General features: G+C 70.1%; 20 protein-coding genes, 1 tRNA gene, 1 pseudogene and 1 riboswitch. Of the genes and pseudogenes, 9 read left to right on the top strand and 13 right to left on the bottom strand.

Annotated features, from left to right (window positions below; genetic code table 11):
• Window positions 1-18: 18 nt before the first annotated feature.
• Window positions 19-561: an RNA polymerase sigma factor gene (locus FU260_RS04185; RefSeq protein WP_147915916.1), complete on the bottom strand. Its 543-nt coding sequence runs from the start codon at window positions 559-561 to the stop codon at window positions 19-21.
• A gap of 450 nt (window positions 562-1,011) precedes the next feature.
• Window positions 1,012-1,130, top strand: a riboswitch (SAM riboswitch).
• A 38-nt stretch (window positions 1,131-1,168) separates the two neighbouring features.
• On the opposite strand from FU260_RS04185, the gene FU260_RS04180 reads away from it, so the two are divergent.
• Entirely contained in the window at window positions 1,169-1,648 is a 480-nt protein-coding gene (locus tag FU260_RS04180) for a hypothetical protein (protein ID WP_147915915.1), read from the top strand.
• Here FU260_RS04180 and FU260_RS04175 read toward each other — a convergent pair.
• Window positions 1,645-2,847 (bottom strand): NAD(P)/FAD-dependent oxidoreductase, encoded by a 1,203-nt coding sequence (locus FU260_RS04175; protein WP_147915914.1) that lies wholly within the window; start codon window positions 2,845-2,847, stop codon window positions 1,645-1,647. The two genes, FU260_RS04180 and FU260_RS04175, sit on opposite strands and share 4 nt — an antisense overlap.
• 207 nt (window positions 2,848-3,054) lie before the next feature.
• Here FU260_RS04175 and FU260_RS04170 point away from each other — a divergent pair, with 207 nt between their 5' ends.
• The 5 genes and pseudogenes from FU260_RS04170 to FU260_RS24555 all read left to right on the top strand — a co-directional run.
• On the top strand, window positions 3,055-4,122 hold the full coding sequence (locus tag FU260_RS04170) for a hypothetical protein (protein ID WP_147915913.1): 1,068 nt from the start codon (window positions 3,055-3,057) through the stop codon (window positions 4,120-4,122).
• 8 nt (window positions 4,123-4,130) lie between these two features.
• Window positions 4,131-5,402, top strand: a complete 1,272-nt coding sequence (locus tag FU260_RS04165; protein ID WP_147915912.1) for a sensor histidine kinase — start codon at window positions 4,131-4,133, stop codon at window positions 5,400-5,402.
• A gap of 8 nt (window positions 5,403-5,410) precedes the next feature.
• Entirely contained in the window at window positions 5,411-6,052 is a 642-nt protein-coding gene (locus FU260_RS04160) for a response regulator (RefSeq protein ID WP_147919311.1), read from the top strand.
• A 317-nt stretch (window positions 6,053-6,369) separates the two neighbouring features.
• Window positions 6,370-6,624, top strand: coding sequence for a ribbon-helix-helix protein, CopG family (locus FU260_RS04155; RefSeq protein WP_147915911.1), 255 nt, complete (start codon window positions 6,370-6,372; stop codon window positions 6,622-6,624).
• A pseudogene (locus tag FU260_RS24555) lies at window positions 6,585-6,878 on the top strand (type II toxin-antitoxin system RelE/ParE family toxin); the annotation flags it as partial. The gene FU260_RS04155 and the pseudogene FU260_RS24555, both read left to right, overlap by 40 nt.
• 99 nt (window positions 6,879-6,977) lie before the next feature.
• Here FU260_RS24555 and FU260_RS04145 read toward each other — a convergent pair.
• The 7 genes from FU260_RS04145 to FU260_RS04115 form a co-directional block, all read right to left on the bottom strand.
• Window positions 6,978-7,385: a GNAT family N-acetyltransferase gene (locus tag FU260_RS04145; protein WP_210418201.1), complete on the bottom strand. Its 408-nt coding sequence runs from the start codon at window positions 7,383-7,385 to the stop codon at window positions 6,978-6,980.
• Between the two features lie 158 nt (window positions 7,386-7,543).
• Window positions 7,544-8,224, bottom strand: coding sequence for an excalibur calcium-binding domain-containing protein (locus FU260_RS24020; protein WP_147915910.1), 681 nt, complete (start codon window positions 8,222-8,224; stop codon window positions 7,544-7,546).
• A gap of 164 nt (window positions 8,225-8,388) precedes the next feature.
• Window positions 8,389-8,464, bottom strand: a tRNA-Thr gene (locus tag FU260_RS04135).
• Between the two features lie 82 nt (window positions 8,465-8,546).
• The gene (locus tag FU260_RS04130) at window positions 8,547-10,064 is read right to left on the bottom strand and encodes an alpha/beta hydrolase (protein WP_147915909.1); all 1,518 of its coding nucleotides are present in this window, start codon (window positions 10,062-10,064) and stop codon (window positions 8,547-8,549) included.
• A gap of 23 nt (window positions 10,065-10,087) precedes the next feature.
• Window positions 10,088-11,224: a DNA polymerase III subunit delta' gene (locus FU260_RS04125; RefSeq protein ID WP_147915908.1), complete on the bottom strand. Its 1,137-nt coding sequence runs from the start codon at window positions 11,222-11,224 to the stop codon at window positions 10,088-10,090.
• The gene (gene tmk / locus FU260_RS04120; protein ID WP_147915907.1) at window positions 11,221-11,841 is read right to left on the bottom strand and encodes a dTMP kinase; all 621 of its coding nucleotides are present in this window, start codon (window positions 11,839-11,841) and stop codon (window positions 11,221-11,223) included. The genes FU260_RS04125 and tmk overlap by 4 nt, the downstream gene beginning before the upstream one ends.
• A 52-nt stretch (window positions 11,842-11,893) precedes the next feature.
• Complete coding sequence (locus FU260_RS04115) at window positions 11,894-12,916, bottom strand: Gfo/Idh/MocA family protein (RefSeq protein ID WP_147915906.1); 1,023 nt, start codon at window positions 12,914-12,916, stop codon at window positions 11,894-11,896.
• A gap of 165 nt (window positions 12,917-13,081) precedes the next feature.
• Between FU260_RS04115 and FU260_RS04110 the strand changes: the two genes are divergently transcribed.
• Window positions 13,082-13,468 (top strand): ArsR/SmtB family transcription factor, encoded by a 387-nt coding sequence (locus FU260_RS04110; protein ID WP_147915905.1) that lies wholly within the window; start codon window positions 13,082-13,084, stop codon window positions 13,466-13,468.
• Window positions 13,465-13,938 (top strand): SRPBCC family protein, encoded by a 474-nt coding sequence (locus FU260_RS04105; RefSeq protein WP_147915904.1) that lies wholly within the window; start codon window positions 13,465-13,467, stop codon window positions 13,936-13,938. The genes FU260_RS04110 and FU260_RS04105 overlap by 4 nt, the downstream gene beginning before the upstream one ends.
• Before the next feature lie 233 nt (window positions 13,939-14,171).
• Here FU260_RS04105 and topA read toward each other — a convergent pair whose 3' ends face one another.
• The 3 genes from topA to FU260_RS04090 all read right to left on the bottom strand — a co-directional run bounded on the left by topA (window position 14,172) and on the right by FU260_RS04090 (window position 19,315).
• Window positions 14,172-16,856 carry a type I DNA topoisomerase gene (gene topA / locus FU260_RS04100; protein WP_235912420.1) on the bottom strand — a complete coding sequence of 895 codons (2,685 nt, stop codon included), beginning with the start codon at window positions 16,854-16,856 and terminating at the stop codon, window positions 14,172-14,174.
• Window positions 16,857-17,072: 216 nt separating this feature from the next.
• Window positions 17,073-17,750, bottom strand: a complete 678-nt coding sequence (locus FU260_RS04095; RefSeq protein ID WP_147915902.1) for a phosphatase PAP2 family protein — start codon at window positions 17,748-17,750, stop codon at window positions 17,073-17,075.
• A complete protein-coding gene (locus tag FU260_RS04090; protein ID WP_235912419.1) occupies window positions 17,747-19,315 on the bottom strand; it encodes a DUF7059 domain-containing protein in 1,569 nt (522 codons plus the stop codon). Before FU260_RS04090 ends, FU260_RS04095 begins: the two co-directional genes overlap by 4 nt.
• 150 nt (window positions 19,316-19,465) lie before the next feature.
• Between FU260_RS04090 and FU260_RS04085 the strand changes: the two genes are divergently transcribed.
• Window positions 19,466-20,812, top strand: coding sequence for an MFS transporter (locus tag FU260_RS04085; protein ID WP_147915900.1), 1,347 nt, complete (start codon window positions 19,466-19,468; stop codon window positions 20,810-20,812).
• On the opposite strand, the gene FU260_RS04080 is transcribed toward FU260_RS04085, so the two are convergent.
• The gene (locus tag FU260_RS04080) at window positions 20,787-21,590 is read right to left on the bottom strand and encodes an SDR family NAD(P)-dependent oxidoreductase (protein ID WP_235912418.1); all 804 of its coding nucleotides are present in this window, start codon (window positions 21,588-21,590) and stop codon (window positions 20,787-20,789) included. The genes FU260_RS04085 and FU260_RS04080 overlap by 26 nt on opposite strands.
• Window positions 21,591-21,660: the final 70 nt, after the last annotated feature.

Genomic DNA, 21,660 nt, shown 5'->3' with positions numbered 1-21,660 from the left:
CGACCGGTAGCGCGACGTTCAGCCGGCCTGCTCCCGCCATGCCCGACGGAGCCGCGCTCGCGCCCGGGAGAGCGCAGCGGCCGCTCCACCCCTGGTGAGGCCAAGAGCGTGCGCCAACCCTTCGCCGTCGAGCCCCTCCCAGGCGTGCAGCAGCAGCACTTGACGGTCCTTCGCGCTGAGCTGGGCGAGGACCTCCCGCACCAAGGCGTCTTCGACGGCAAGGTCGGCCGGGTCGGCAGCGTATTCGCTGTCGTCGTCCTCGGGCAGGTGCTCCATCGGTTCGGGCCGACCCTTGCGCCGGAAGTTCGCCAGCAGGTAGCCCGCTGTCCGGTACAACCAGGCCAGCTCGTGCTCGTCCGGCAGGTCGGCGCGGCGGCGCCATGCGGTGGCGAACACATCGGCGCACAGGTCCTCGGAATCCGGCCCGGCGCCGCGGCGCACGAAGTATCGGTGCAGGGCGTCCACATGCGTGGCGAACAGGTCGTCGAACCAGGCTCGCTCGCGCACTCCCCCGGCGCGGGCAGGGTGGGGCGGTGCGCCGGCCTCCTCGGCGTCGGTCATCGCCACCTCCCCGGATTCCGCTCGACCACAGACCTCATCGTGTCTATGTCCTCGCGGTCCCGATCGTTGCACGGGGCCCGGATGGCGCACTAGTGCAGGAGGGTGTGGGTCATGGATGTGGTGCGTGAGCGTGTGCGCAGGTCAGCGCCCATCGTGGTGGTCCACTCCACCATCCGATGCGAGGACACCCACCGGGGGTCGTTCCGCAGAGAGTGGGGGCTCGCGCGTTCGGCGTTCATCGAGCTGTGGTGTCGTTTTGACGTACCGGGCGCGTCGAAATCACCCCGTAGCGACCCGTTCGGCGGCTACCGGGTCCACGAGTCGCCGCTTCCGGCCCGCCGGCTTGCAGGGCCGGGCACCCTTGGGTCCAGACACCACCCACTGACGCACACCTGGTGCAGGACCGCTCCGCCGTCGATGTCGGGCCCTCGAGCTACCCTCGATCCCACTGGTCAAGAGCCTCGGCCGCACGCCTCCGGACGTGGTCGAGCGGCAACCGCGCCACCTGGCACGGTGCCTTCCGGAGAAGACCTGGGCGCGGGCCGTCCGGCCAACGTCACGACGGGTCCCGGCGGCGCCGGGAGCCACGACCACGTGGAGTACGACCATGCCGGAGAACACCGGGAACATGGCGAACGTTGCCAACACCCCGCAGACCGCCGCCGCACCCACGAAGTGCGTCGAGCCGCGCTGCACCAGCTACCGGCCCGGCCACCGGGTTCACATCATCCAGGCCCAGCTGGTGGCGCAGACACCGTGGGGCTGGCGGGACGCCGTCCTCCGCGGGATGCAGAGTGGCTGGCTGCACCTGAGCTATCTCGACGCCGAGGCCCACCCCCGCATCTGGTCCCACACCGCCCTCACCGACGTGCTCTGCCCTGGGGCGCCGGTGCGGCTGCACGAGCAGTTTCACGTGCTGGGCTCACCCGCAGGCTGGTTCAACGTGGTGCACCGCGACGGTTCCGGTGCCGTTCCCGCACCGGCCCACCCGAGCCTCTGGCACGCCGAGCCGAGAAGGGCCGCGGTGGACAACCACACCGGACGTGCACTCCCCCTCGATCATCTGCGCCCTGGCGCGGCCGGCTAGAGGTCGGCCAGCGGAACCGCCTCATCGGCGAGCCGCTCCGGTGCGATCTCGCGGCCGATGTGCGCGCGCAGCTGATCGGAGACGTCCCAGATATTGACGTTCATCGCGGCGGTGAGCACCCCGGAGCGCAGCCAGAAGGCGAGAAACTCCCCGGACTCAAGCTCACCGCGGATCACCACGCGGTCCTCCGGCAGTCCACGACCGACGTATTCCATCCCCAGGTCGTACTGGTCGGTGAAGAAGTAGGGCTGCCAGTCGTAGACCTCGTCGGTGCCGATCAAGACCTTCGCGGCGAGCTTGCCTTGCCGGATCGCGTTGTCCCAGTGCTCCACCCGCACCCGCTGCCCGAGTGCGGTGTTCACGGCATGGGCCACGTCCCCGATCGCGTAGATGTGGTCCGCCGCGCGCAGCCGTTCGTCCACCAGGATCCCGTTCTCCACATCCAGCTCGGCCGACTCGGCGAGTCCGGTGTTCGGGGCCGCGCCGACTGCCACCAGCACGGTATCGGCCGGCAGCGTCTTTCCGTCGACCTGCACTCCGGTGACCCGGTCCGCACCCTCGATCGCGGTTGCGGCGGTCCCGGTGCGCAGGTCCACGCCGCGGGAGGTGTGCAGCCGAGCGAAGTAGCTCCCGAGCTCGGCACCCATCGTGGCCTGCAACGGTACGTCTGCCGCCTCCAGCACGGTCACCTGAGTACCCGCCTGCCGGGCGGCCGCGGCTACCTCGAGGCCGATCCAGCCGGCACCGATCACCACCAGACGCCTGCCTTCGCCGAAGGTCGCCTTGATCGCCTCGGCATCACCGATCCGGCGCAGCGTGTGCACTCCCGGCAGATCCATCCCGTCGATCGGCAGCCTGCGCGGGGTGGCGCCGGTGGCGAGCACCAGATCGGTATAGCCCACCTCGGTACCGGAAGCCAGCTGGATCCTCCGGCTGTCCGGGGCGATACCGGCGACGGCGTCGCTCAAGGTGGTCTGCACGCCGTGGGTCTCGTAGTGCGCTAGATCGTGCACGTAGGCCGACTCCACCGGCTCCTGCCCGAGCAGTACCTCCTTGGACAGCGGTGGCCGCTCATAGGGGCGCTCGCCCTCGTCACCCACCAGAAGTACTGAGCGGTCGTCGCCCCGATCCCGGAGCTCGTCGATCAGCGATGCGGCAGCCAGTCCAGCCCCGGCGATCAGCAGGTCAACATGGGTCATCTTCTTCTCCTAGGGATCGGCGCGCCCCGGCTGCTCCGTGGTCGGAGGCGGAGCGGAGCGCTGCCCCCACTCTGACACCGGGTTCGACATCACACGAGTTCGCGGCATGGGTCAGCCTCGCCGGTGGGTGCGGGTCGTTCCTGCGGAGGACGGGGTCGGTACTCGGTGACGATGTGCCCACCGGCGGCCGGTCGCGAGGGTGGAGACATGAAGACCACCACCCCTGTTCCACGCCGCGCCGGCCGTGATCGGGCGCCCTCCGTCCGCCTCACCACGGACCGGCGCGGCCGCCTCCCGGCGCTGGTCGCCGGCGCCTGGTCGCTGGCCTACGCCGTGCTCGGCATCGTCTGGGCGTTCGGCGGCCCGGGATACCCGTTCGCCGGGCAGAGCACGCTCATTCCGGCGACCAGCCTGCTCGACCAGACCACCGCCCTGGTGAGCGGACTGACCATCGCAGGGATCGCCGTCGGGATGGGGATCCTCACCCTCCGGCTGGTACGTGGGCACACCGACCGGGCCACCGCGGTGCTGGCCGTGATCACCGGCCTGGTGCTGGCCGTGGTACTCACCGACGTGCGGATCCTGATGACCATGGGCTACCTCCCGGTGATGCTGGTGGCGCTGGCCACTGGCAGCATCGACGGTGCGACTATCGCGGCGATGGCGAACTGGCCCGCGGTCAACCTGCTGCTGATGATGGTCGCCGGAGTGAGCCTGACCGTGCTCGGGATGCGCCAGGTCATGGCGCGCCTGCACAACGTCGATCCGGCTCGTGCACTGCGGGTCGGTCGGGTGGCGGTGGCCGTGGCGATGGTCGTGCCGATCGGGTATGCGACCACGCGGCTCGGCTGGCTGCTCGGTGTCCCGGTCGGGATCAGTGAGGAGTTCCTGGCCACGATCAGCGAGATCACTCCGATCGGTGCAGGTCTGGGCACGCTCGCCCTGATCGGCGCTGTACTCACCCTTGGCCTGGTGCAGCGGTGGGGTGAGGTCTGGCCCCGGTGGGTCCCGGTGCTGCGTGGCCGGGAGATCCCGGCTCGAGGGCCGGCGTGGGCCGCACTGGCGGTGGCGGTGCCGATCGCGGCGGCGGGCCTGATGTACATCCGCAAGGTGATTGCCGGTGTACAGATCGGCCCTCCGGGCGCGGAGACGGAGCTGGGTGCCTGGCTGCCGGAGATGCTCTGGCCGATCTGGGCCGCGGCACTGACCGTGGCCGCGCTGGCCTACCTGCTCCGGCGTGGCCACGGCCTGTACTTCAGCGGTGACAGTCGATAATGGGGCCGATGACCGCCCCTGCCAGCCGCGGAGCGACGCTCGATGCGCTCCTCGCCCGCCCCATGGTCGCCGACGCCGCGTTGGCCGTACTGCTTGCGGTGGTGCTTGGCCCGATGTCGGCGAGCCTGCTGCGCAGTGCGGTGAATCCGCAGCCGGTGGTGCCGGTGGCGGCCGGGTGCCTGCTGGTGCTGCACGGGTGCATCCTCTGGCGGCGGCGGTCCCCGGTGATCGCGTACCTGGTGGCCGCGGCGGCGCTGCTGGTGCTGGTGCTGTTGCCTCCGTTGCAGGATCCGACCGGGTTCGCCTACGCCACGGTGCTGCTGCCCAGCTCGATGGTGTTCGCCCTGATGCTGTACACCGTGGCCGGTCAGGTGGGTCGCACAGTGGCCCTCGGTGCGCTGGGCGTCGCGCTGGTAGGTGTGGTGGCAGTGCTGGTGCGGTTGTGGGATCCGGCATCCTGGGGTGGGTCGACCGGGAGCTACGAGCCGTGGGTGTGGCGGTTCGGGCTCGGGGTGGCGCTCGCTGCCGTGGTGGCGACGCTGTGGGCGCTCGGGCGGCTCAGCGGGGTCCGGCGGCTGTTCCTGGAGGGGCTGCGGGAGAAGGCCGAGCGGGCTGAGCAGGACCGGCGGCGAGAGCGGGCGGAGGCGGCGCGGGCCGAACGGGACCGGATCCGGCGGGAGATGCACGATGTGGTCTCACACTCGCTGGCGGTGATCGTCAGCCATGCCGAGGGAGGCCGGCTGCAGGATCCGGACGGGCCGGGTGCGCGGGCGTTCGCCACGATCGGCCAGGTGGGCCGGGAGTCTTTGCGGGACATGCGCGCCCTGCTCGGTGTGCTCCAGGACGAGCCGGCCGCCGGGAGAGAGACGGCCACCGGCACCGACCCGCAGCCGCGGCTGGCCGACGTTCCGGACCTGGCCGAGCGCGTGACGGCCGCGGGGCTGGCGGTCACCGTGGAGCATCACGGCACGCCCCGGGAGCTGCGGCCGGCGGCCGAGCTCGCCGCGTTCCGGGTGGTGCAGGAGGCCCTCACGAATGTGTTCAAGCATGCCGGTCAGGGGGTCCAGGCACAGGTCATGCTCACCTGGCAGGAGGACGAACTGGTGCTGACCGTGACCGACGACGGCGCAGGTGCTCGGGTGCTGCACGCGGGAGTGGGCCTGACCGGCATGCGGGAGCGGACCCGCCTGGTAGGTGGCACGCTGGACGCCGAAGCGCCCGACGGTGGGGGCTTCCGGGTGCGAGCCACGCTGCCGTATGACGGGAGGAGTAGCCGGTGATCACGGTGATGATCGTCGACGACCAGGAGCTGCTCCGCCGTGGGCTGGCGATGGTGATCGACTCCCAGCCCGATCTGGAGCTGGTGGCCGAGGCCGGCGACGGGCAGGAGGCGCTCGACGTCCTTGCCAGCCGGGCGGTGGACGTGGTGGTGATGGATGTGCGGATGCCGCGGATGGACGGGGTCCGGGCGACGGCGCAGATCCAGAAGCTGAGCCGACCGCCGCGCGTACTCGTGCTGACCACGTTCGACCTGGACGAGCATGCGCTCGGCGCGCTGCGCGCCGGGGCGAGCGGGTTCCTGCTCAAAGATGCCCCGGGCGAAGAGATCATCGCGGCGATCCGGCACGTGCACGCCGGCGATGCGATCATCGCTCCGGCTACTACCCGTCGGCTGGTCGCGCAGCTGGTGGACCAGCGCGAGACCGATCCCACGGCCGTGCTCCAGATGCTCACTGAGCGCGAGCAGGAGGTGTTCGGTGAGCTCGCCCGCGGGGCGTCGAATGCGGAGATCGGCGCGCGGCTGTACCTGTCCGAAACCACGGTGAAGACACATGTGGGCAGGATCCTGACCAAGCTGCGGCTGCGCGACCGGGTGCAGGCGGTGGTGCTCGCCTACGAGTCCGGAGTGGTGCGGCCTGGGTCGAGGTGACCGGGGGCGGGTGGGGCCGAGATTGCACCGACTGGGTCGCCCCGGGGCTCGGATCGTACGGACCGGAGCGGCTGAGCAAAAAACTGCGTCCCTCCCGGCCACCTGCGGCCGGGAGGGACGCTTGGTGTACCCCCGTGAATAACAAAACGGTAACACCGTCGGGGCTGCCGCACTCGTTGATTCTCCGGCCGTCTCGTCCGGTGAGACCGGTTGCGCCGACAGCAGGGCTACTCGCAGCCCACGCCATCGCCGACCCCGGTCGCGCCAGCACAGCAGGGCATCGGTGGGTATGATCAAGTCATACTGAGGAGGTAGGCATGGCGGTGCGCAAGGTAGCGGTGACGCTCCCCGAGGAGCTGTACACCTTGGTGGAGCAGGCTCGCTCGGTAGAGCACCGCAGTCGTTCGGAGATCATCCAGGAGGCCTTACGCACCCATTTCGGTGAGCCGACGTACCGGCCGACCGACGAGGAACGTGCGGCTCTCGTTGCGGCACTGGATGCTGCCCAGGCGGACCCGGAGTCACTGCGCGAGTGGTCCGACGTCCGCAAGGACCTCACCGGCCAAAAGTGAGGGTCGTCCTCACCCGGCACGCGGCGAGCGACGTCGAAGAGGCGTATGACTATTACTCCGGCATCGACCCCGAGCTCAGCACACGCTTCACCGAGGACGTCGACGCGGCCATCGAGCGGATGGTGATGTTCCCTCGTGGAGCCCCGGTGGTTGAAGGGTTCGACGGGCTCCGCAGGGCCCGGATGCGGCGATTCCCCTACGGAATCTTCTACCTGCAGACTCCCACTGGCGACCTACTCGTCGTCCGGGTGCTGCACTCTCGACGCCACCGCCCAGTGCCCTCGACAGTTAGCGTGCCCGAGCCTCAACCGGTGCCACTGGGGCATGGCGATCGGCCGAAGACTCCTCTCTCGTTACCCGGATCCGAGCCTGAGCAGACCTGCCTCGGTATGACTCAGACCGCTCACGCGCTCGTAGAAGTCGACGAGGTCAGGCTCGTAGTCGGCGTGCAGCCAATGGCAGCCGAGACGTTGGGCTTCCTCCGCTGCCGAACGGACGAGTGCCCGCCCGATGCCCTCGCCCTGAGAGTGGGGATGCACGCAGGTATCGAGAAGGACCGCGTGCGCGCCACCGTCACCGATGACGTTCACAAAACCAATCAACGATCCTTGCCACCGGGCAGTGACCCAAAAGAGACTGTGACGCTTCAACCGCTCATTCCACGGGACCGCAGCCAACTCGTGCTCGAAAGCCGCAGCGTGCAGTTCGTTGAGCTCGTGGTCGCTGACCCGCGCCATGACTGCCAGTCGGGGTTCCTTCATCGGCCTCACCCCCGAGAACGATACACACAAACTCAGCGGCAGCCCCGCGGAGCCTGGGCCTCATGGCCACTGTCGCCGCGGTGCGGCGGCTGCGGACCGACGCGCGTCAAGCACCGTCCCGTCGCAAGCCAGCAACTGAGCATCCCCGCCCCGATCAGCTACTCGCAACCCACGCCGTCGCCATCCCGGTCGAGATGCCCGCCATAACCGGCCTCGCCGGCGTAGACGGGGGCAGCACCTGCGGCACGGGCCGCGTCACAGTTCTCGTAGTACGCATCGGGCGTGTCCGAGGTGTCTGACGTGTCCGAGGTGTCTGACGTGTCCGACGACTCTGGCTGCGACGGAGCACTCGCCGCCGCTGCCTCGGCGGCCTCCACTGCCTCTTCCCGCGCGTCGACCTCCAGCCGAGCCTCTTCGAGCAGGGAGTCTCGCTCGTCGAGTTCTGTGGCGCGGGTGTCCAGCTCGCCCTCACGCTCGTCCAGCTCCGCTTGGCGAACTTCGACGGAGGACTCGATCGACGCGGCTTCACTTTGTGCGTCCTCTGCCTCCTGCAGGGCAGCCAGCTGTGACTCGGACAGTTCGGTGACTTCACCCTCGGCAGCTCGTAACGCCGTCTGCGCTTGCATGAGCTCCCGCTCGAGCTCTTGATACTCGGCGCTGGCAGTGGGATCGGGTGGTGCGCCACCAATTCCGATCCCGAGAAGGAACGCGAAGAAGATGGCGATCCCGACCACCACGCGGTTACGCGTCTTATGCGTCTTGCCGGGCGGCGGTGGCGGCTGCGGTAGGGGCGGGTGCGACTGCGGTGGCGGCATCGCTTGATAGGGACCCGTACTCATGGTGATCCTCCTAAGGCTCCATTGCCTGGAGGGACACAGTACACCTGACCAACTGCTCGTGTGATCGACTTGACGGGGTCGCGCCACAACAAGACCTGACCGTCAGGCCGGGATGAAAATCGGGCCCGGTCCTGACTCTCGTCAGTGACCGGGCCGATCAGAGGTGGAGCCGCCTATCGGAATCGAACCGATGACCTATTCATTACGAGTGAATCGCTCTGCCGACTGAGCTAAGGCGGCGCTGAGAACAGCGGGCCTCACTGTACCTGGCGGCCAGACCGCCGAGCAAAACGGCTCAGCATGAGCCTGCCCACACTTCTCCTCAGCAGGCCAGCCCGTCCTCCGGCACCACACCGTCCACGAGGTAGGCCTCAACGGCTTCGTCCACGCACTGGCTCGCGCCGCCATAGGCAGTGTGCCCGTCACCGTCGTAGCTGATCAGCACCCCGGATTCGAGCTGCTCGGCCATCGACTCCGCCCACTCATACGGGGTGGCCGGGTCACGGGAGGTGCCGACCACCACGATCGGCGGGGTGCCCTCGGCGTGGATCGGCTCGCGCACTGCATCGGACTCGACCGGCATCGCGGCACAGCCGACCTCGCCGTAGCTCAGCGCCTCGCCGAAAAGTTCGGAGCGCTCCGCATTCGCCTCGGCCTGCTGCCGGCTCTCGGCACGGTTGACCTCCACCGGGTAGTCCGAGCAGTCGATCAGTCGGAACGCGCCTTCGTCCTCCGGGTACTCGCCATTGTCGTCACGCTCCATCGCGAAGTCGGACAGGTATCGGATCTGGGAACCGTCGTCATCCTGGATCAGCGCGGTCAGTGCACTCGTGAGTACCTGCCAGGACTGCGGGCTGTACAACGCGATCACGATCGCGTTGTACAGGTCGGAGTCCGTGGCCGGCCGGTCCGGATCACCGCTGTCGGCGGGGGTGTCGGTGAGCTGCGCGACAAGTTCGACCGTCTGGCGCATCGCCGCATCCACATCACCGGTGAACGGGCAGTCGGTCCCGCTCAGGCAGTCCTCCAGATAGGAGCGGTAGGCCACTTCGAACCCGCCGATCTGCCCCTGGGTGATCTCGTTGTAGTTCAGCGCCGGGTCCACGGCACCATCGAGGACCAGCCGCCCGACGCTGTCCGGGAAGTGCTCGGCGTAGATCGCGCCGAGGAAGGTGCCGTAGGAGAAGCCGAGGTAGGTGAGCGTGGCCTGCTGCATCACTGCCCGCAGCACGTCCAGGTCGCGTGCGGCCGTCACCGTGTCCAGGTGGTGGATGAGCTCGCCGGTATTCGCCTCGCAGGCCTCGCCATAGGCAGTCAGGTCGGCCTCGTAGCGGTCGAAGCCGCGATTGGTGGTCAGGTCGTAGGTGCGGGAGAACATCTCGTCCAGCTGGGCGCTGTCATAGCAGCGCACCGCTGTCGATTCCCCCACTCCGCGCGGGTCGAAGCCGACGATGTCGTAGTTGCTCAGCAGCGCGTCCCCGAAGTACGACCCCGCGGTCTCCACCATCTCGACACCGGAACCACCGGGCCCGCCCGGGTTGATGAACAGCGATCCGCGGGACTCCCCGGAGGCCTGCAGCACCTTCAGGGCGATGGTGATGGTCTCCCCCTCCGGCTCCTCGTAGTCCATCGGCACGGTGACGTCCGCGCACTCGAACCCGTCCCCGCACTCGCTCCACTCCACCTCCTGGGTGTAGTAGGTCTCCAGGCCTTCCGGCACCGGGGCAGCATCCGCTGTCGGCTGGATCATCGGAGCGGAGGTCGCGCACCCAGCGAGCAGAGCGATCACCCCGGCAGTTGCGAGCGCGGCGGTGACGGGGCGCGAGTTTCTCAAGACCACAGGCGCAGTCTATGCATGCGGACTCAGCCCTGCGGACGCAGGGCCACGGCGAGCGCTTCCATCGCCAGCAGCGGGGCCGCGTTCGTGGCGATCCTGGTACGGGCCAGCCCCACCGCCTGCATCCGGCGCAGCGACTGCTCGGCAGAAGTGCTGCGCGCCTGTGCGGCCACAGCATCCGCCTCGGTGGTGTTCACCAGCTCCGTCCCCGTTTGCAGCTGGATCACCAGCACGTCCCGGTAGAAGGAGAGCAGATCCACCATCGACCGATCGAGCAGATCCGTGAGCGCGCGTTTGGACCGGCGCTTCTGATCCTCTTCCAGGCCACGCACCTGAGCGCGCAGCGCTGGCGGCACCCGGGCACCGTGCTCCACACCGAGCGCCCGCAGCAGCTCAGCCCGTTCTGTCGCGTCCCGTTCGGTGGTGGCTGCCTTGGCCTGCTCCGTGGCGTCATCGACCAGTTCCTGGGCGGCCAGCACCGCATCCCCGACCCCGCGGATCCCGGTGGCCAGGTGCAGGACCTTGCCACGGTAGGCACGCTCCTCGGGGTGAAGTGCGAGCCGGCGGGCGACTCCGATGTGGCTCTGCGCGGCGCGGGCACTGGCGAGCGCCAGCTCAGGGTCCACGCCATCGCGGGTGTGCAGCAGATCGGCGACCGCCTGCACCGGAGGCACGCGCAGATTCACCAGCCGGCAGCGGGAGCGGATCGTGGGCAGCACGTCCACCGGGCTCGGTGCGCAGAGGATCCACACCGTGCGCGCCGGCGGCTCCTCGATCGCCTTCAACAGCACGTTCGAGGTGCGCTCGAGCATCCGGTCGGCATCCTCCACGATCAGCACCCGGTAGCGCCCCTGGGACGGCGACCGCTGCGCGAGCAGCACCCAGTCGCGCACCTCGTCGATGGCGAAGCTGGGCTTGTCCGTGGTCAGCACGGTGACATCCGCATGCGTACCAGCCAGCGCGGTGCGGACCTGGTGGCCCTCCCCTGCCGTGTCCGCCGGGTCCTGCAGGGCAGCGGCGAAGGCACGGGCGGCCACCGACCGCCCCGACCCGGGCGGGCCGGTGATCAGCCAGGCATGGGTCATCGCGGTCGGATTGGCTACCGCATTGCTCAGGGTGCTGACCGCCTGGTCCTGCCCCACCAGGTCGCCCCAGACGCTCACTGGTCACCCCCCAGCAGCGGCGCCACCCGTGCGCGGATCTGCGCGTGCAGCACGTCCACCGGCTGCGCGGCGTCCAGCACGAGCCAACGCTCCGGGTCCCGTGCGGCCCGGTCCAAGAACGCTGCGCGAGTGCGCCGGTGGAACTCGCCGCCGGCGCGTTCCAGCCGGTCCGGGTCACCGGTGAGCCGCTCGGGCAGGTGGACCGGGTCCAGGTCCAGCAGCACGGTCACCGCCGGCAGCAGGTGGTCGGTGGCGAACAGGGACAGCTCTTCCACCTGCTCCGCAGACAGCTCCCGACCGCCGCCCTGGTAGGCCACCGACGAGTCCAGGTACCGGTCGGTGAGCACCACGGCACCGCGCGCCAGCGCCGGCCGGATCAGCGCCGCCACGTGGTGTGCCCGGTCGGCGGCGAACAGCAGCGCCTCGGTGCGCGCGTCGATCTCCGAGCCGTGCAACAGCACCTGCCGCAGCGAGCGGCCCAGCTCGGTACCGCCGGGCTCGCGGGTGCGCACCACCTCCTGACCGGTCGCTTGGGCGACCCACTCGGCCAGGCGGGTCAACTGCGTGGTCTTCCCTGCGCCGTCGCCGCCCTCGAAGGAGATGAAAAGTCCGCTCACCCGAGCACCCTAACCGGAACCGCCCACACTCGGTCCGCTCCGCCCCAGGCCGTCACTCCCCCGGCAGCCGCACCCCGAGCTGACGCCGCGCCTCGTCCATCGTGGCCATCACCTCGACCGTCCCGGCCCAGGTGTGCAGCGGCGACTCCCGGTCACCGGCGTGCACCCGGCGGGCCACCTCGGCCGCCTGGTACTCGAAGCCACTGCCGACGGCGGGGCACAGCTGCCGCTCTTCGCCCTCCCGGGGGCGGATGGTCAGGGTGGTGGGGGCGTAGAAGGTCCCGGCGATCTCGACCCGTCCAGCGCTCCCGGTCACCGCTGCGGCATTCGGTGTGGCCGCAGTCAGGCTCGCGCCGAGGATCGCCAGGGCGGTGTCGCCGTAGCGCAGGGTGATCGCCTCGCTGGCGTCCACGCCGGTGTCGGTGAGCGTGCCCAGTGCCCTCACCTCGTCCGGGACGCCGAGCACGTCGTGGGCGAAGGAGACCGGGTAGACGGTCAGGTCCAGCATCGCGCCACCGGCCAGCGCCGGGTTCTTCAGCCGGTGGGTATCGGCCACGTGGTCCAGTCCCTGCCCGTGCTCGGCCGTGAGCATGCGCACCTGTCCGATCTCCCCGGCGGCGATGATCGCGCGCAGGGCGATCATGTGCGGCAGGAACCGGGTCCACATCGCCTCCATCGCGAACAGGTTCCGCTCGGCGGCGGCATCGAACAACGCCCGCGCCTCGGCAGCGTTCCGGGTCAGCGACTTCTCCACCAGCACCGGCTTGCCGGCCGCGAGCGCCAGCAACGCATGCTCCAGATGCTCAGAGTGCGGGGTGGCGATATAGACCGCCTCCACGCCCGGATCGGCGACGAGCTCGGCGTAGCTGCCGTACGCCGTCGGGATGTCGAATTCGGCCGCGAACGCGGCCGCTCGCGCTGCGCTGCGGGAACCGACGGCGACGATCTGCGCGGCGGTGTGGACGGGGATGTCGCCGGCGAACCGGCGCGCGATCCCACCTGGTCCGAGGATGCCCCAGCGCAGTGGCGGAGCGTCGGCAGGGGCAGGACCGAAGGAAGCATCATGGCTCGGCATAGGGCCCAGGGTAGAGCGGCCGGGGGAGAACGTGGCCCGGCATCTCATCACACTACTTCTTGACATCGGCACCTACCCGCGCCACTACCCCTTGACATCGGCACTCGCCCGCGCCATCCTTATTCAATCAAGCCGTTGAACAACTAGCAGGTTGGATACGATGTCATGGCCGACAGTGGCGACACCGACGAGAGCCTGGACCGCACGTTCATGGCGCTCGCCGATCCGGTACGGCGGCAGCTCATCGCCCGCCTGAGCCGGGGATCGGCCACAGTGAACGAGCTCGCCGAGCCGTTCCCCATCTCCACCCAGGCGGTCTCGAAACACATCCAGGTACTCGAACAAGCCGGCCTGGTCACCCGCACTCGTGATGCGCAGCGCCGGCCCGTGCACCTCAACCCCGCGCGACTGGAGGCGATGACCTCCTGGATCGATCAGTACCGGCTGGTCAAGGAGAGCCAGTTCCGCAACCTCGATGCGGTCCTCGCACGAGACACCGACACCACCCCGGGGCGCACCAGCGGCCCGGACACACCAAGGAGCAGATCATGAGCAACGCACTGACCGTCACCGCCCCCGACGGCCTCCCGTTCGTCGACTTCACCCGGGAGTTCGACTACCCGGTCGAGCAGGTGTTCAGCACCTACGCCGACGCCGACCGGGTCTCCCAGTGGCTTGGCCCGCGGGGCTACGAGATGCGGGTCGACCACTACGACTTCCACACCGGTGGCTCCTACGCCTACACCCACGTCGACCCGAGCGGCGACGAGTACCAGTTCCGCGGCAGCCTGCACACGGTCCGGGAGAACGAGATCGCCATCCAGACGTTCGAGTTCCTCGGCTTCCCGGACGTGGTCAGCATCGAGACCCTCCGCTTCGAGGACCTCGGGGAGGGGCGCACCCAGCTGAGCGGTCATGCGGTCTACCCCTCGCTGGAGGCGCGCGACGGCATGGTCTCCTCCGGGATGGAGACCGGGATGACCGACGGCTTCGACCGGCTCGAGGAGCTGCTCGCGACCTAGGGTGGTCGGGCTGACCCGTGCCGGCTGTCCACAGGCCCACCGCAGCGGGGGCGCCGGTCCGGCACGCTGAGCACCATGGTCCAACCCTCGCGCCCCGCAGCTGCTGTGGGAGTGTTCTCCTCCCGCGAGCTCGAGGCGCGAGGCGCGGCATCGTCAGCCTCCGCGACCGGCAAAGTGACGGATATACGGCAGGGTGTGCCATATGTGGCACAGCGTGCCGTATATCCGTCAGTTCACGCCTTCTTCTTCGCCGGTGCCTTCTTCTTCGCCGGTGCCTTCTTGGCTGGCTTCTTCGCCGGCCCCTTGGCCCGCTTCTCCGCGATCAGCTCATAGGCCCGCTCGGCGGTGAGGGTCTCCACCGGGTCCGCCTGCCGCAGCGTCGCGTTCGTGCTGCCGTCGGTCACGTACGCGCCGAACCGGCCGTCCTTGACCACCACCTGCTTACCGGAGACCGGGTCCTCGCCGAACTCCTTGAGTGCCTTGGCACTGCTCGCTCCCCGGCCGCGCTTGGGCTGGGCGTAGATCTCCAGCGCCTCGGCCAGCGTCAGGTCGAAGAGCTGCTCCTCGCTGGTCAGCGACCGAGAGTCGGTGCCCTTCTTCAGGTACGGGCCGTAGCGGCCGTTCTGGGCGGTGATCTCGTCCCCGGACTCCGGATCGGTACCTACCACCCGGGGAAGGGACAGCAGCCGCAGGGCGGCTTCCAGGTCCACGGTCGCCAGGTCCATGCTCTTGAACAGGGACGCGGTGCGCGGCTTGGCCTTGGCGGCCTTCTTCGACCCCTTCGCCGGTGCCGGCTCCGCACTCTCCGGGAGCACCTCGGTCACGTACGGGCCGAACCGGCCGTTCTTCGCGATGATGGTGTGCCCGGTGCCTGGGTCCGTGCCCAGCTCGCGGCCGTCCTCGGCACTCGCCTCGAACAGCTCGGCGGCCCGGGCCAGAGTGAGCTCGTCGGGCGCGATGTCATCGGGGACCGAAGCGCGCTTGGCCTGCCCGCCCTCTTCGGCCGGTGGCCCCTCGAGGTAGGGACCGTAGCGCCCGACCCGCAGGGTGATGCCGTCGCCCAGATCGATGGAGTTGATCGCTCGGGCGTCGATCTCCCCGAGGTCCTCCACCAGCGACTGGAGCCCTTCGGCGCCGTCGTGGCCGAAGTAGAAGCCGGCCAGCCAGTCGACCCGGTCCGCCTCGCCGGCGGCGATCCGGTCCAGGTCGGACTCCATCTCTGCGGTGAAGTCGTAGTCGATCAGCCGCGGGAAGTGCGCCTCGAGCAGCCGCACCACGGAGAACGCCACCCAGCTGGGCACCAGCGCCTGCCCACGTCGGAGGACATAGCCGCGGTCGGTGATCACCGAGATCGTCGCCGCGTACGTGGACGGACGGCCGATACCGCGCTCCTCCAGCGCCTTGACCAGGCTGGCTTCGGTGTACCGCGGCGGCGGGGAGGTCTCGTGCCCGTCTGCGGTCAGCGACTCAGTGGCCACCTCGTCCTTGGCCTGCAGGTCGGGCAGCCGGGCATTCTTGCCGTCGCCCTCCTCGTACCGGCCGGCGTCCCGGCCCTCCTCGTAAGCGGCGAGGAAACCGCGGAACGTGATCACGGTGCCGGAGGCGGCGAACTCGGCCACGCGGCCATCGGCAGCGGTCCCGGCCAGCCGGACCGACGCCGTCGAGCCCTTCGCATCGGCCATCTGCGAGGCGACGGTGCGCTTCCAGATCAGCTCGTACAGGCGGAACTCGTCCCCGCGCAGCGCGCCGGAGACCTGAGCGGGGGTACGGAAGGAGTCCCCGGCGGGCCGGATCGCTTCGTGTGCCTCCTGCGCCCCCTTGGACTTGGAGGCGTAGAAGCGCGGCTTCTCCGGCACGAAGTCCCCGCCGTACAGCTCGGTGGCCTGGCGGCGGGCGGCGTTGATCGCCTGCCCGGACAGCGCCACCGAGTCGGTACGCATGTAGGTGATGTACCCGTTCTCGTACAGGCCCTGCGCCACCCGCATCGCCTGGCGGGAGTTCATCCGCAGCTTCCGGGAGGCCTCCTGCTGCAGCGTGGAGGTGGTGAACGGTGCCGCCGGGCGGCGGGTGTAGGGCTTCTCCTCCACCGAGGTGACGGCGACCTGGGTGTTCTCCAGGGCGGTCACCAGGGCGTGCGCAGCCTGTTCATCCAGGTGCAGCACGGAGCTGGAGCGCAAGGTGGCGTCGTCGCGGAAGTCCTTACCGGTGGCGACCCGCTGGGAGTCCACACTCACCAGCCGGGCGCCGAAGGTGGTGCCGGCCGTGGCCCCCCGGCCGCCGGTGAACTCCCCGCGCACGTCCCAGTACTCGGCGGACCGGAAGGCCATCCGCTCGCGTTCGCGCTCGACCACCATCCGAGTGGCCACGGACTGCACCCGGCCCGCGCTCAGGCCTTGGCGGACCTTGCGCCAGAGCACCGGGGAGACCTCGTAGCCGTACAGCCGGTCCAGCAACCGGCGGGTCTCCTGGGCATCCACCAACCGGGTGTCCAGGTCCCGGGTGGAGGCCAGGGCGCGGTCGATCGCCTCCCGAGTGATCTCGTGGAAGACCATCCGCTTGACCGGCACCTTCGGCTTGAGAACCTCGAGCAGGTGCCACGCGATGGCCTCCCCCTCGCGGTCCTCATCGGTGGCGAGGTAGAGCTCGTCGGCCTCCTTGAGCAGCTTCTTCAGCTCGGCGACCTTCTTCTTCTTGTCCGCGTCCACCACGTAGTAGGGGTCGAAGCCGTTGTCCACATCGATCGCGAACTTCTTGTACGGCCCCTTCTTCATCTCCGCGGGCAGCTCCGAGGGCTGGGCCAGGTCACGGATGTGGCCCACGCTCGCCTCGACCTCGAAACCCGAGCCGAGGTAACCGGCGATCGTGCGTGCCTTGGCCGGGGACTCGACGATCACCAGCTTGCGGGCAGTGCTGCTCACGCGGACCTTCCTCACTCCAGGCTTCGTGCCGGCCCGGCACGACGGGGGCGCTCCTAGCGGCCGACAGTACAACGCAGATGCCATCGCGGCCCGATGCGGATCGGTAACCCGGCGGGTCTACCGACCCTGGTCGCATCCTGGGGAGCGGTTCACACCATACGCGCTCTGTCCACCTGCTCTACACCAGACCAGGGCTACGGCCAGGGAGCACGGCGACTACCGCCGTCGGGCCGGCTCCGGTGAGATCCACAGCAGTGCGGCCCGCACGAGGAAGTACCAGGCGGCCACCACCGCGAACGCGGCGAGCACGTCCGAAGGGCGGTGCCAGCCGTTGGTCAGCGTGGCCCAGCCGCAGAGCACCGCGTACGCGCCACCGCCGAGAAGCACCAGCGGGCGCCATCGTGGTGCGGTCACCAGCACGAGCACGGCGGCCACAGTGGCGGCGGCGGTGGTGTGCCCGGAGGGGAAGGAGTTCGCCAGGTCATAGGTCACGCCCAGGTCCGGGCGGTCCAGCAGCACGTGCTTGAGCACCTGCGTGGTCAGGTTGGCGGCGGCCATCAGCACCACGGCGCCGATCGCGGCACTCACCCGGCGGCGGACCAGTGCCACCAGCACCGCTACGGCCAGACCGCCGAGCAGCACCGGTACGGTCACATCCTCCAGGAAGAAGGCGCCGACACGGGCCAGCGTTCCCTGGTCGCTCGCCGCGGTGGCCGCCCCCGACTCGTCCCAGTGCTGCCCCTGACCGCTGGCCACGAACACTTGGTGCAGCACCAGCACCACGCCGGCAGAGACCACGGCAGCGCACAGCCGCGCGACGACCTGAGCCCACGAGGGGTGGCGCTCAGGACTCGGCGGTGCGGCGTTCGCCCGGGTCGGTAGCACAGTGGTCATTCTTCACGGTAACCCGGCAGGTGCAGGAATCCGTCAAGCACCAGGCCTCGAATGTCAGCAATCACACTCTCTGCGACCGCCTCCGGGTCGGTATCAGTGAGCACCGCCACACCAGCGGCGATCTGGGTCACGGTGAGGTCGCCGTCGCTGGCCCCGACCACGGCAGCCAGCGCCGTGTCGGCGCGCACGCTCCGGCCCAGCCCGCCGCCCTGGTGCAGCATGATCACCTCGGGGTGGGCGCTGCCCGGCCGGTAGTGCCGCTCCTCAGTGACGTCCGGTGCCACGGTGAGGGCGAGACCGGCGAGCGCCCGGTCGTCCAGGCCCGCGAGGGCGTCCTTGGCGGCCAGAGTGGCGGCGATGGTGTGGCCCAGGGGCCCGGGCGGGCGGTGGCCGACCTCCTCGGTGCGCAGCCACTGCGGCCGCGGCTGGTGCGGGCCATGGTCGGGCCGGTGCAGGGTGAGGTAGCCGAAGCCGATCTCCGCCACCCCGCGAGCCTCGAAGTCCGCCAGCCATGCGAGGTAGCCGCGCTGCCAGGCCTCCGGATCCCGCTCCGGGGTGATGCCGCCATCGCGTAGCCAGGTCTCGGCGTACTCGCAGGGGTCGGTCCGCTGCCGGCCGATCACCCAGGCATCCAGGCCCGAGGCCTCGCACCAGGCGCGCACTCGGGCGAACGGGTCGCCCGCATCGTGGATCTCCCAGTTCAGCAGCAGCTGGGCGATGCCGCCGGGCGCCAGGTGGTCGGCCAGCCCGGTGACCAGGTCGCGCGCCATCGCGTCCCCGGTGCCGCCGGCATCCCGGTAGGTGTAGGCGGGCAGGGCGCCGGGGGTGCGCGGGGTGATCACGAACGGCGGGTTGGAGACCACCAGGTCGAACTGCTCGCCGGCGACCGGATCCAGCATCGACCCCTCCCGCAGGTCCAGGTCGAGGTCGTTCAGGGCGGCGTTGAACCCGGCGTAGGCCAGCGCCCGGGTGGAGAGGTCGGTGGCGGTGACCCGGCCGGCGCCGCGGGGGTCGCCAGCGGGACCGACATCCCCGACGCTCCCCACGCTGCGTGCGCGAGCGGCCAGAGTGAGTGCCTGCACCCCGCAGCCGGTACCGAGGTCCAGCACCCGGCCGGCCGGACCAGGCACGGTCAGCTCGACCAACGTCCGAGAGGCGCCGCCGAGGCCGAGCACGTGCTCAGCGGCCACGGCCTGGCCGGTGGTCGCCTCGCCGAGGTCGGCGGCGAGGTACAGCGGCTCCTCCCCCAGCTCCACCGGGCGCAGGTCCATCAGCGCGCGCAGCGCACCGCCGGCACGCGGGGCCACCAGGCCGAGTTCCACGGCGTGGTCAGCGCTGCGGGGTAGGGCGGCCCGCAGGTCACTGGGGCGGATCTCGTCGCCGAGCATGAACAGCCGGGCCAGGGTGGCCGCCGGGTCGGTCAGGGTGCGGGCGCGGCGCACCGCCGGGATCACCTGCTCGCGGCCCATCGCGGCGGTGGCCGGCTCGCCGAGGAGCTCAGCCAGCCGGTCCACGGTGTAGTCCGCGGCGCGGAAGTCCTCGCGCAGCGCGCGTCCCAGCTCCACGGGGCGGTCCTGCCACCCATCCATCGCCTGCCCCCTTCTGACGTTGCTGCACGGCCTGGTCGCTGCAGCGTAGCCACATCGAGGAGCACGTTCACCGGATGTCGGGGGCAAATTGGCCCGATCGGTGCCCGCGGTCCATACGGTGGGGGCATGACCACCCCCTCCTCGGCGGACGCGGACCCGACCCGCCCCCGCCGGCTGCTCACAGTTCCGGTGCTCGCCTGGTCGTTGTGGGACTGGGGGTCGGCGGCGTTCAACGCAGTGATCACCACGTTCGTGTTCACGGTGTACATCACCTCGGACGCGTTCGGGCCAGAGGCGGACCGGAACCTGGGCTGGGTGCTCGCCGGCGCCGGGCTGCTGATCGCGCTGTTCGCCCCGGTCGCCGGGCAGAGCGCGGACCGTGCCGGGCGGCGCACCCTGTGGCTCGGGGTGAACACGGTGCTGGTGATCCTCGCTTCCGCGGGTCTGTTCTTCGTGCTGCCCGCTCCGGAGTACCTCTGGCTGGGCCTGGTGCTGCTGGCGGCGGGAAACATCGCCTTCGAGTTCGCCGGGGTGAACTACAACGCGATGCTGTCCGAGGTCTCCACCCGGGAGAACGTGGGCCGGGTCTCCGGGCTCGGCTGGGGAATGGGCTATCTCGGCGGCATCGTGTTGCTGCTGTTCGTGTACTTCGGGTTCATCAACCCGGACGTGGGCCTGTTCGGCGTGACCGGGGAGAACGGTCTGGACGTGCGGGTGAGCATGCTGTTCTGCGCCGCCTGGACGCTGCTCTTCTCCATCCCGGTGCTGCGGGTGGTCAAGGATGCTCGGGAGAAGTCGCGCACCCGGGAGAAAGTGGGACTGATCGGCGCCTACCAGCGGCTGTGGGGCACCATCGTCGGCCTGTGGCGGGCGGACCGGAACACGGTCTACTTCCTGCTCGCCTCGGCCGTGTTCCGCGATGGGCTGGCCGGAGTGTTCACCTTCGCCGGGGTGATCGCCGCCGGGGCGTTCGGGTTCAGCGCGGGGGACGTGATCATCTTCGGTGTGGTGGCCAATGTGGTGGCTGGGATCGCCACGATCCTCGCCGGCCGGATCGACGACGCCGTCGGGCCGCGGGTGGTGATCCTCACCTCGCTGATCACGATGGTGATCCTGGGTGTAGCGATCTTTATCCTGCACGACGGCGGACCTACCGTGTTCTGGTCCCTCGGCCTGATCATGGCGGTCTGTGTGGGGCCGGCGCAGTCCGCTTCCCGTACGTTCCTCGCGCGGCTTATCCCGGCCGGGCGGGAAGGGGAGGTGTTCGGGCTGTACGCCACCACCGGCCGGGCGGTGAGCTTCATGGCCCCGGGGATGTGGTCGGTGGCGATCACCGTCGGGATGGCAGTGACCGGGCTGGCCACCGCTCAGGAGGCGCAGTACTGGGGGATCCTCGGGATCGTGCTGGTGCTGGCCGTGGGGGCGGTGCTGATGCTGTTCGTGAAGGTCAGCTCGGAGAATCCCAGTCGGTGACCACCAGGCGCCGCCCGGCCGGAGGGCCGGCAGCGGCACGCTCGCGCAGTGCGGCGAGGGTGTCGGTACCGGCGCGCAGGTAGCAGCCGGACAGGGGGTCCAGGTCACCGGCAGCGATCGCTGCCACGAGCTCGCCGACGGCCTCCGGCGGGGTCCAGTCGGTGCGGTCGGCGTGCATCGCCATCCCGGTGGACATATCGGTGGCCACCACCCCAGGTGCGACCTCGAAGGCACGCAGCCCGCGATCGAAGCCGGCGGCGTGCAGCCCACCGCCGATCCGGAACAAGGCGGTCTTGGAGGTGTTGTAGCCGGGCATCACCGGTGAGTCGCGGGTGCCGGAGCCGGAGCTGAGGTCCACCACTCGGCCGCCGCCGCGGGCCAGCATTCCTGGCACCACGGCGCGGGCGAGCAGGAACGGACCGTAGACGTTGGTGGTGAGCACCCGGGCGAACTCCTCCGGGTCGGCTTCCCAGAGCGGGACCTCGGTGTCGACCAGCCCGGCGTTGTTCACCAGCAGGTCGATGCTGCCGAGGGCGAACTCGGCTTCGTTCACCGCCGCCTCCACGGCCACTCGGTCGGTGACGTCGGCGGCGAGCGCCACCGCCCGCCGGCCGGCCGCTTCGACCTCCGCGGCCACGCCGGTGAGCCGGTCGGCATCGCGGGCCAGCAGCGCTACGTCCAGCCCGGCGGCCGCGAGGCTGCGGGCCAGTGCGGCGCCGATCCCGCGAGAGGCGCCGGTGACCAGGGCGGTGCGGGCAGCGGGGACGGGAGCACTCACCACCCCAGTCTCCCCCACTCGGCGGCGAGCCCCGGCGCCAGCGAGCCCACCGGGTGGGCGGCCGGGCCAG

Source organism: Ruania zhangjianzhongii, from assembly GCF_008000995.1.
GTDB classification, from domain to species: Bacteria; Actinomycetota; Actinomycetes; order Actinomycetales; family Beutenbergiaceae; genus Ruania; species Ruania zhangjianzhongii.
This window is presented reverse-complemented; position numbering and strand designations above follow the sequence as displayed.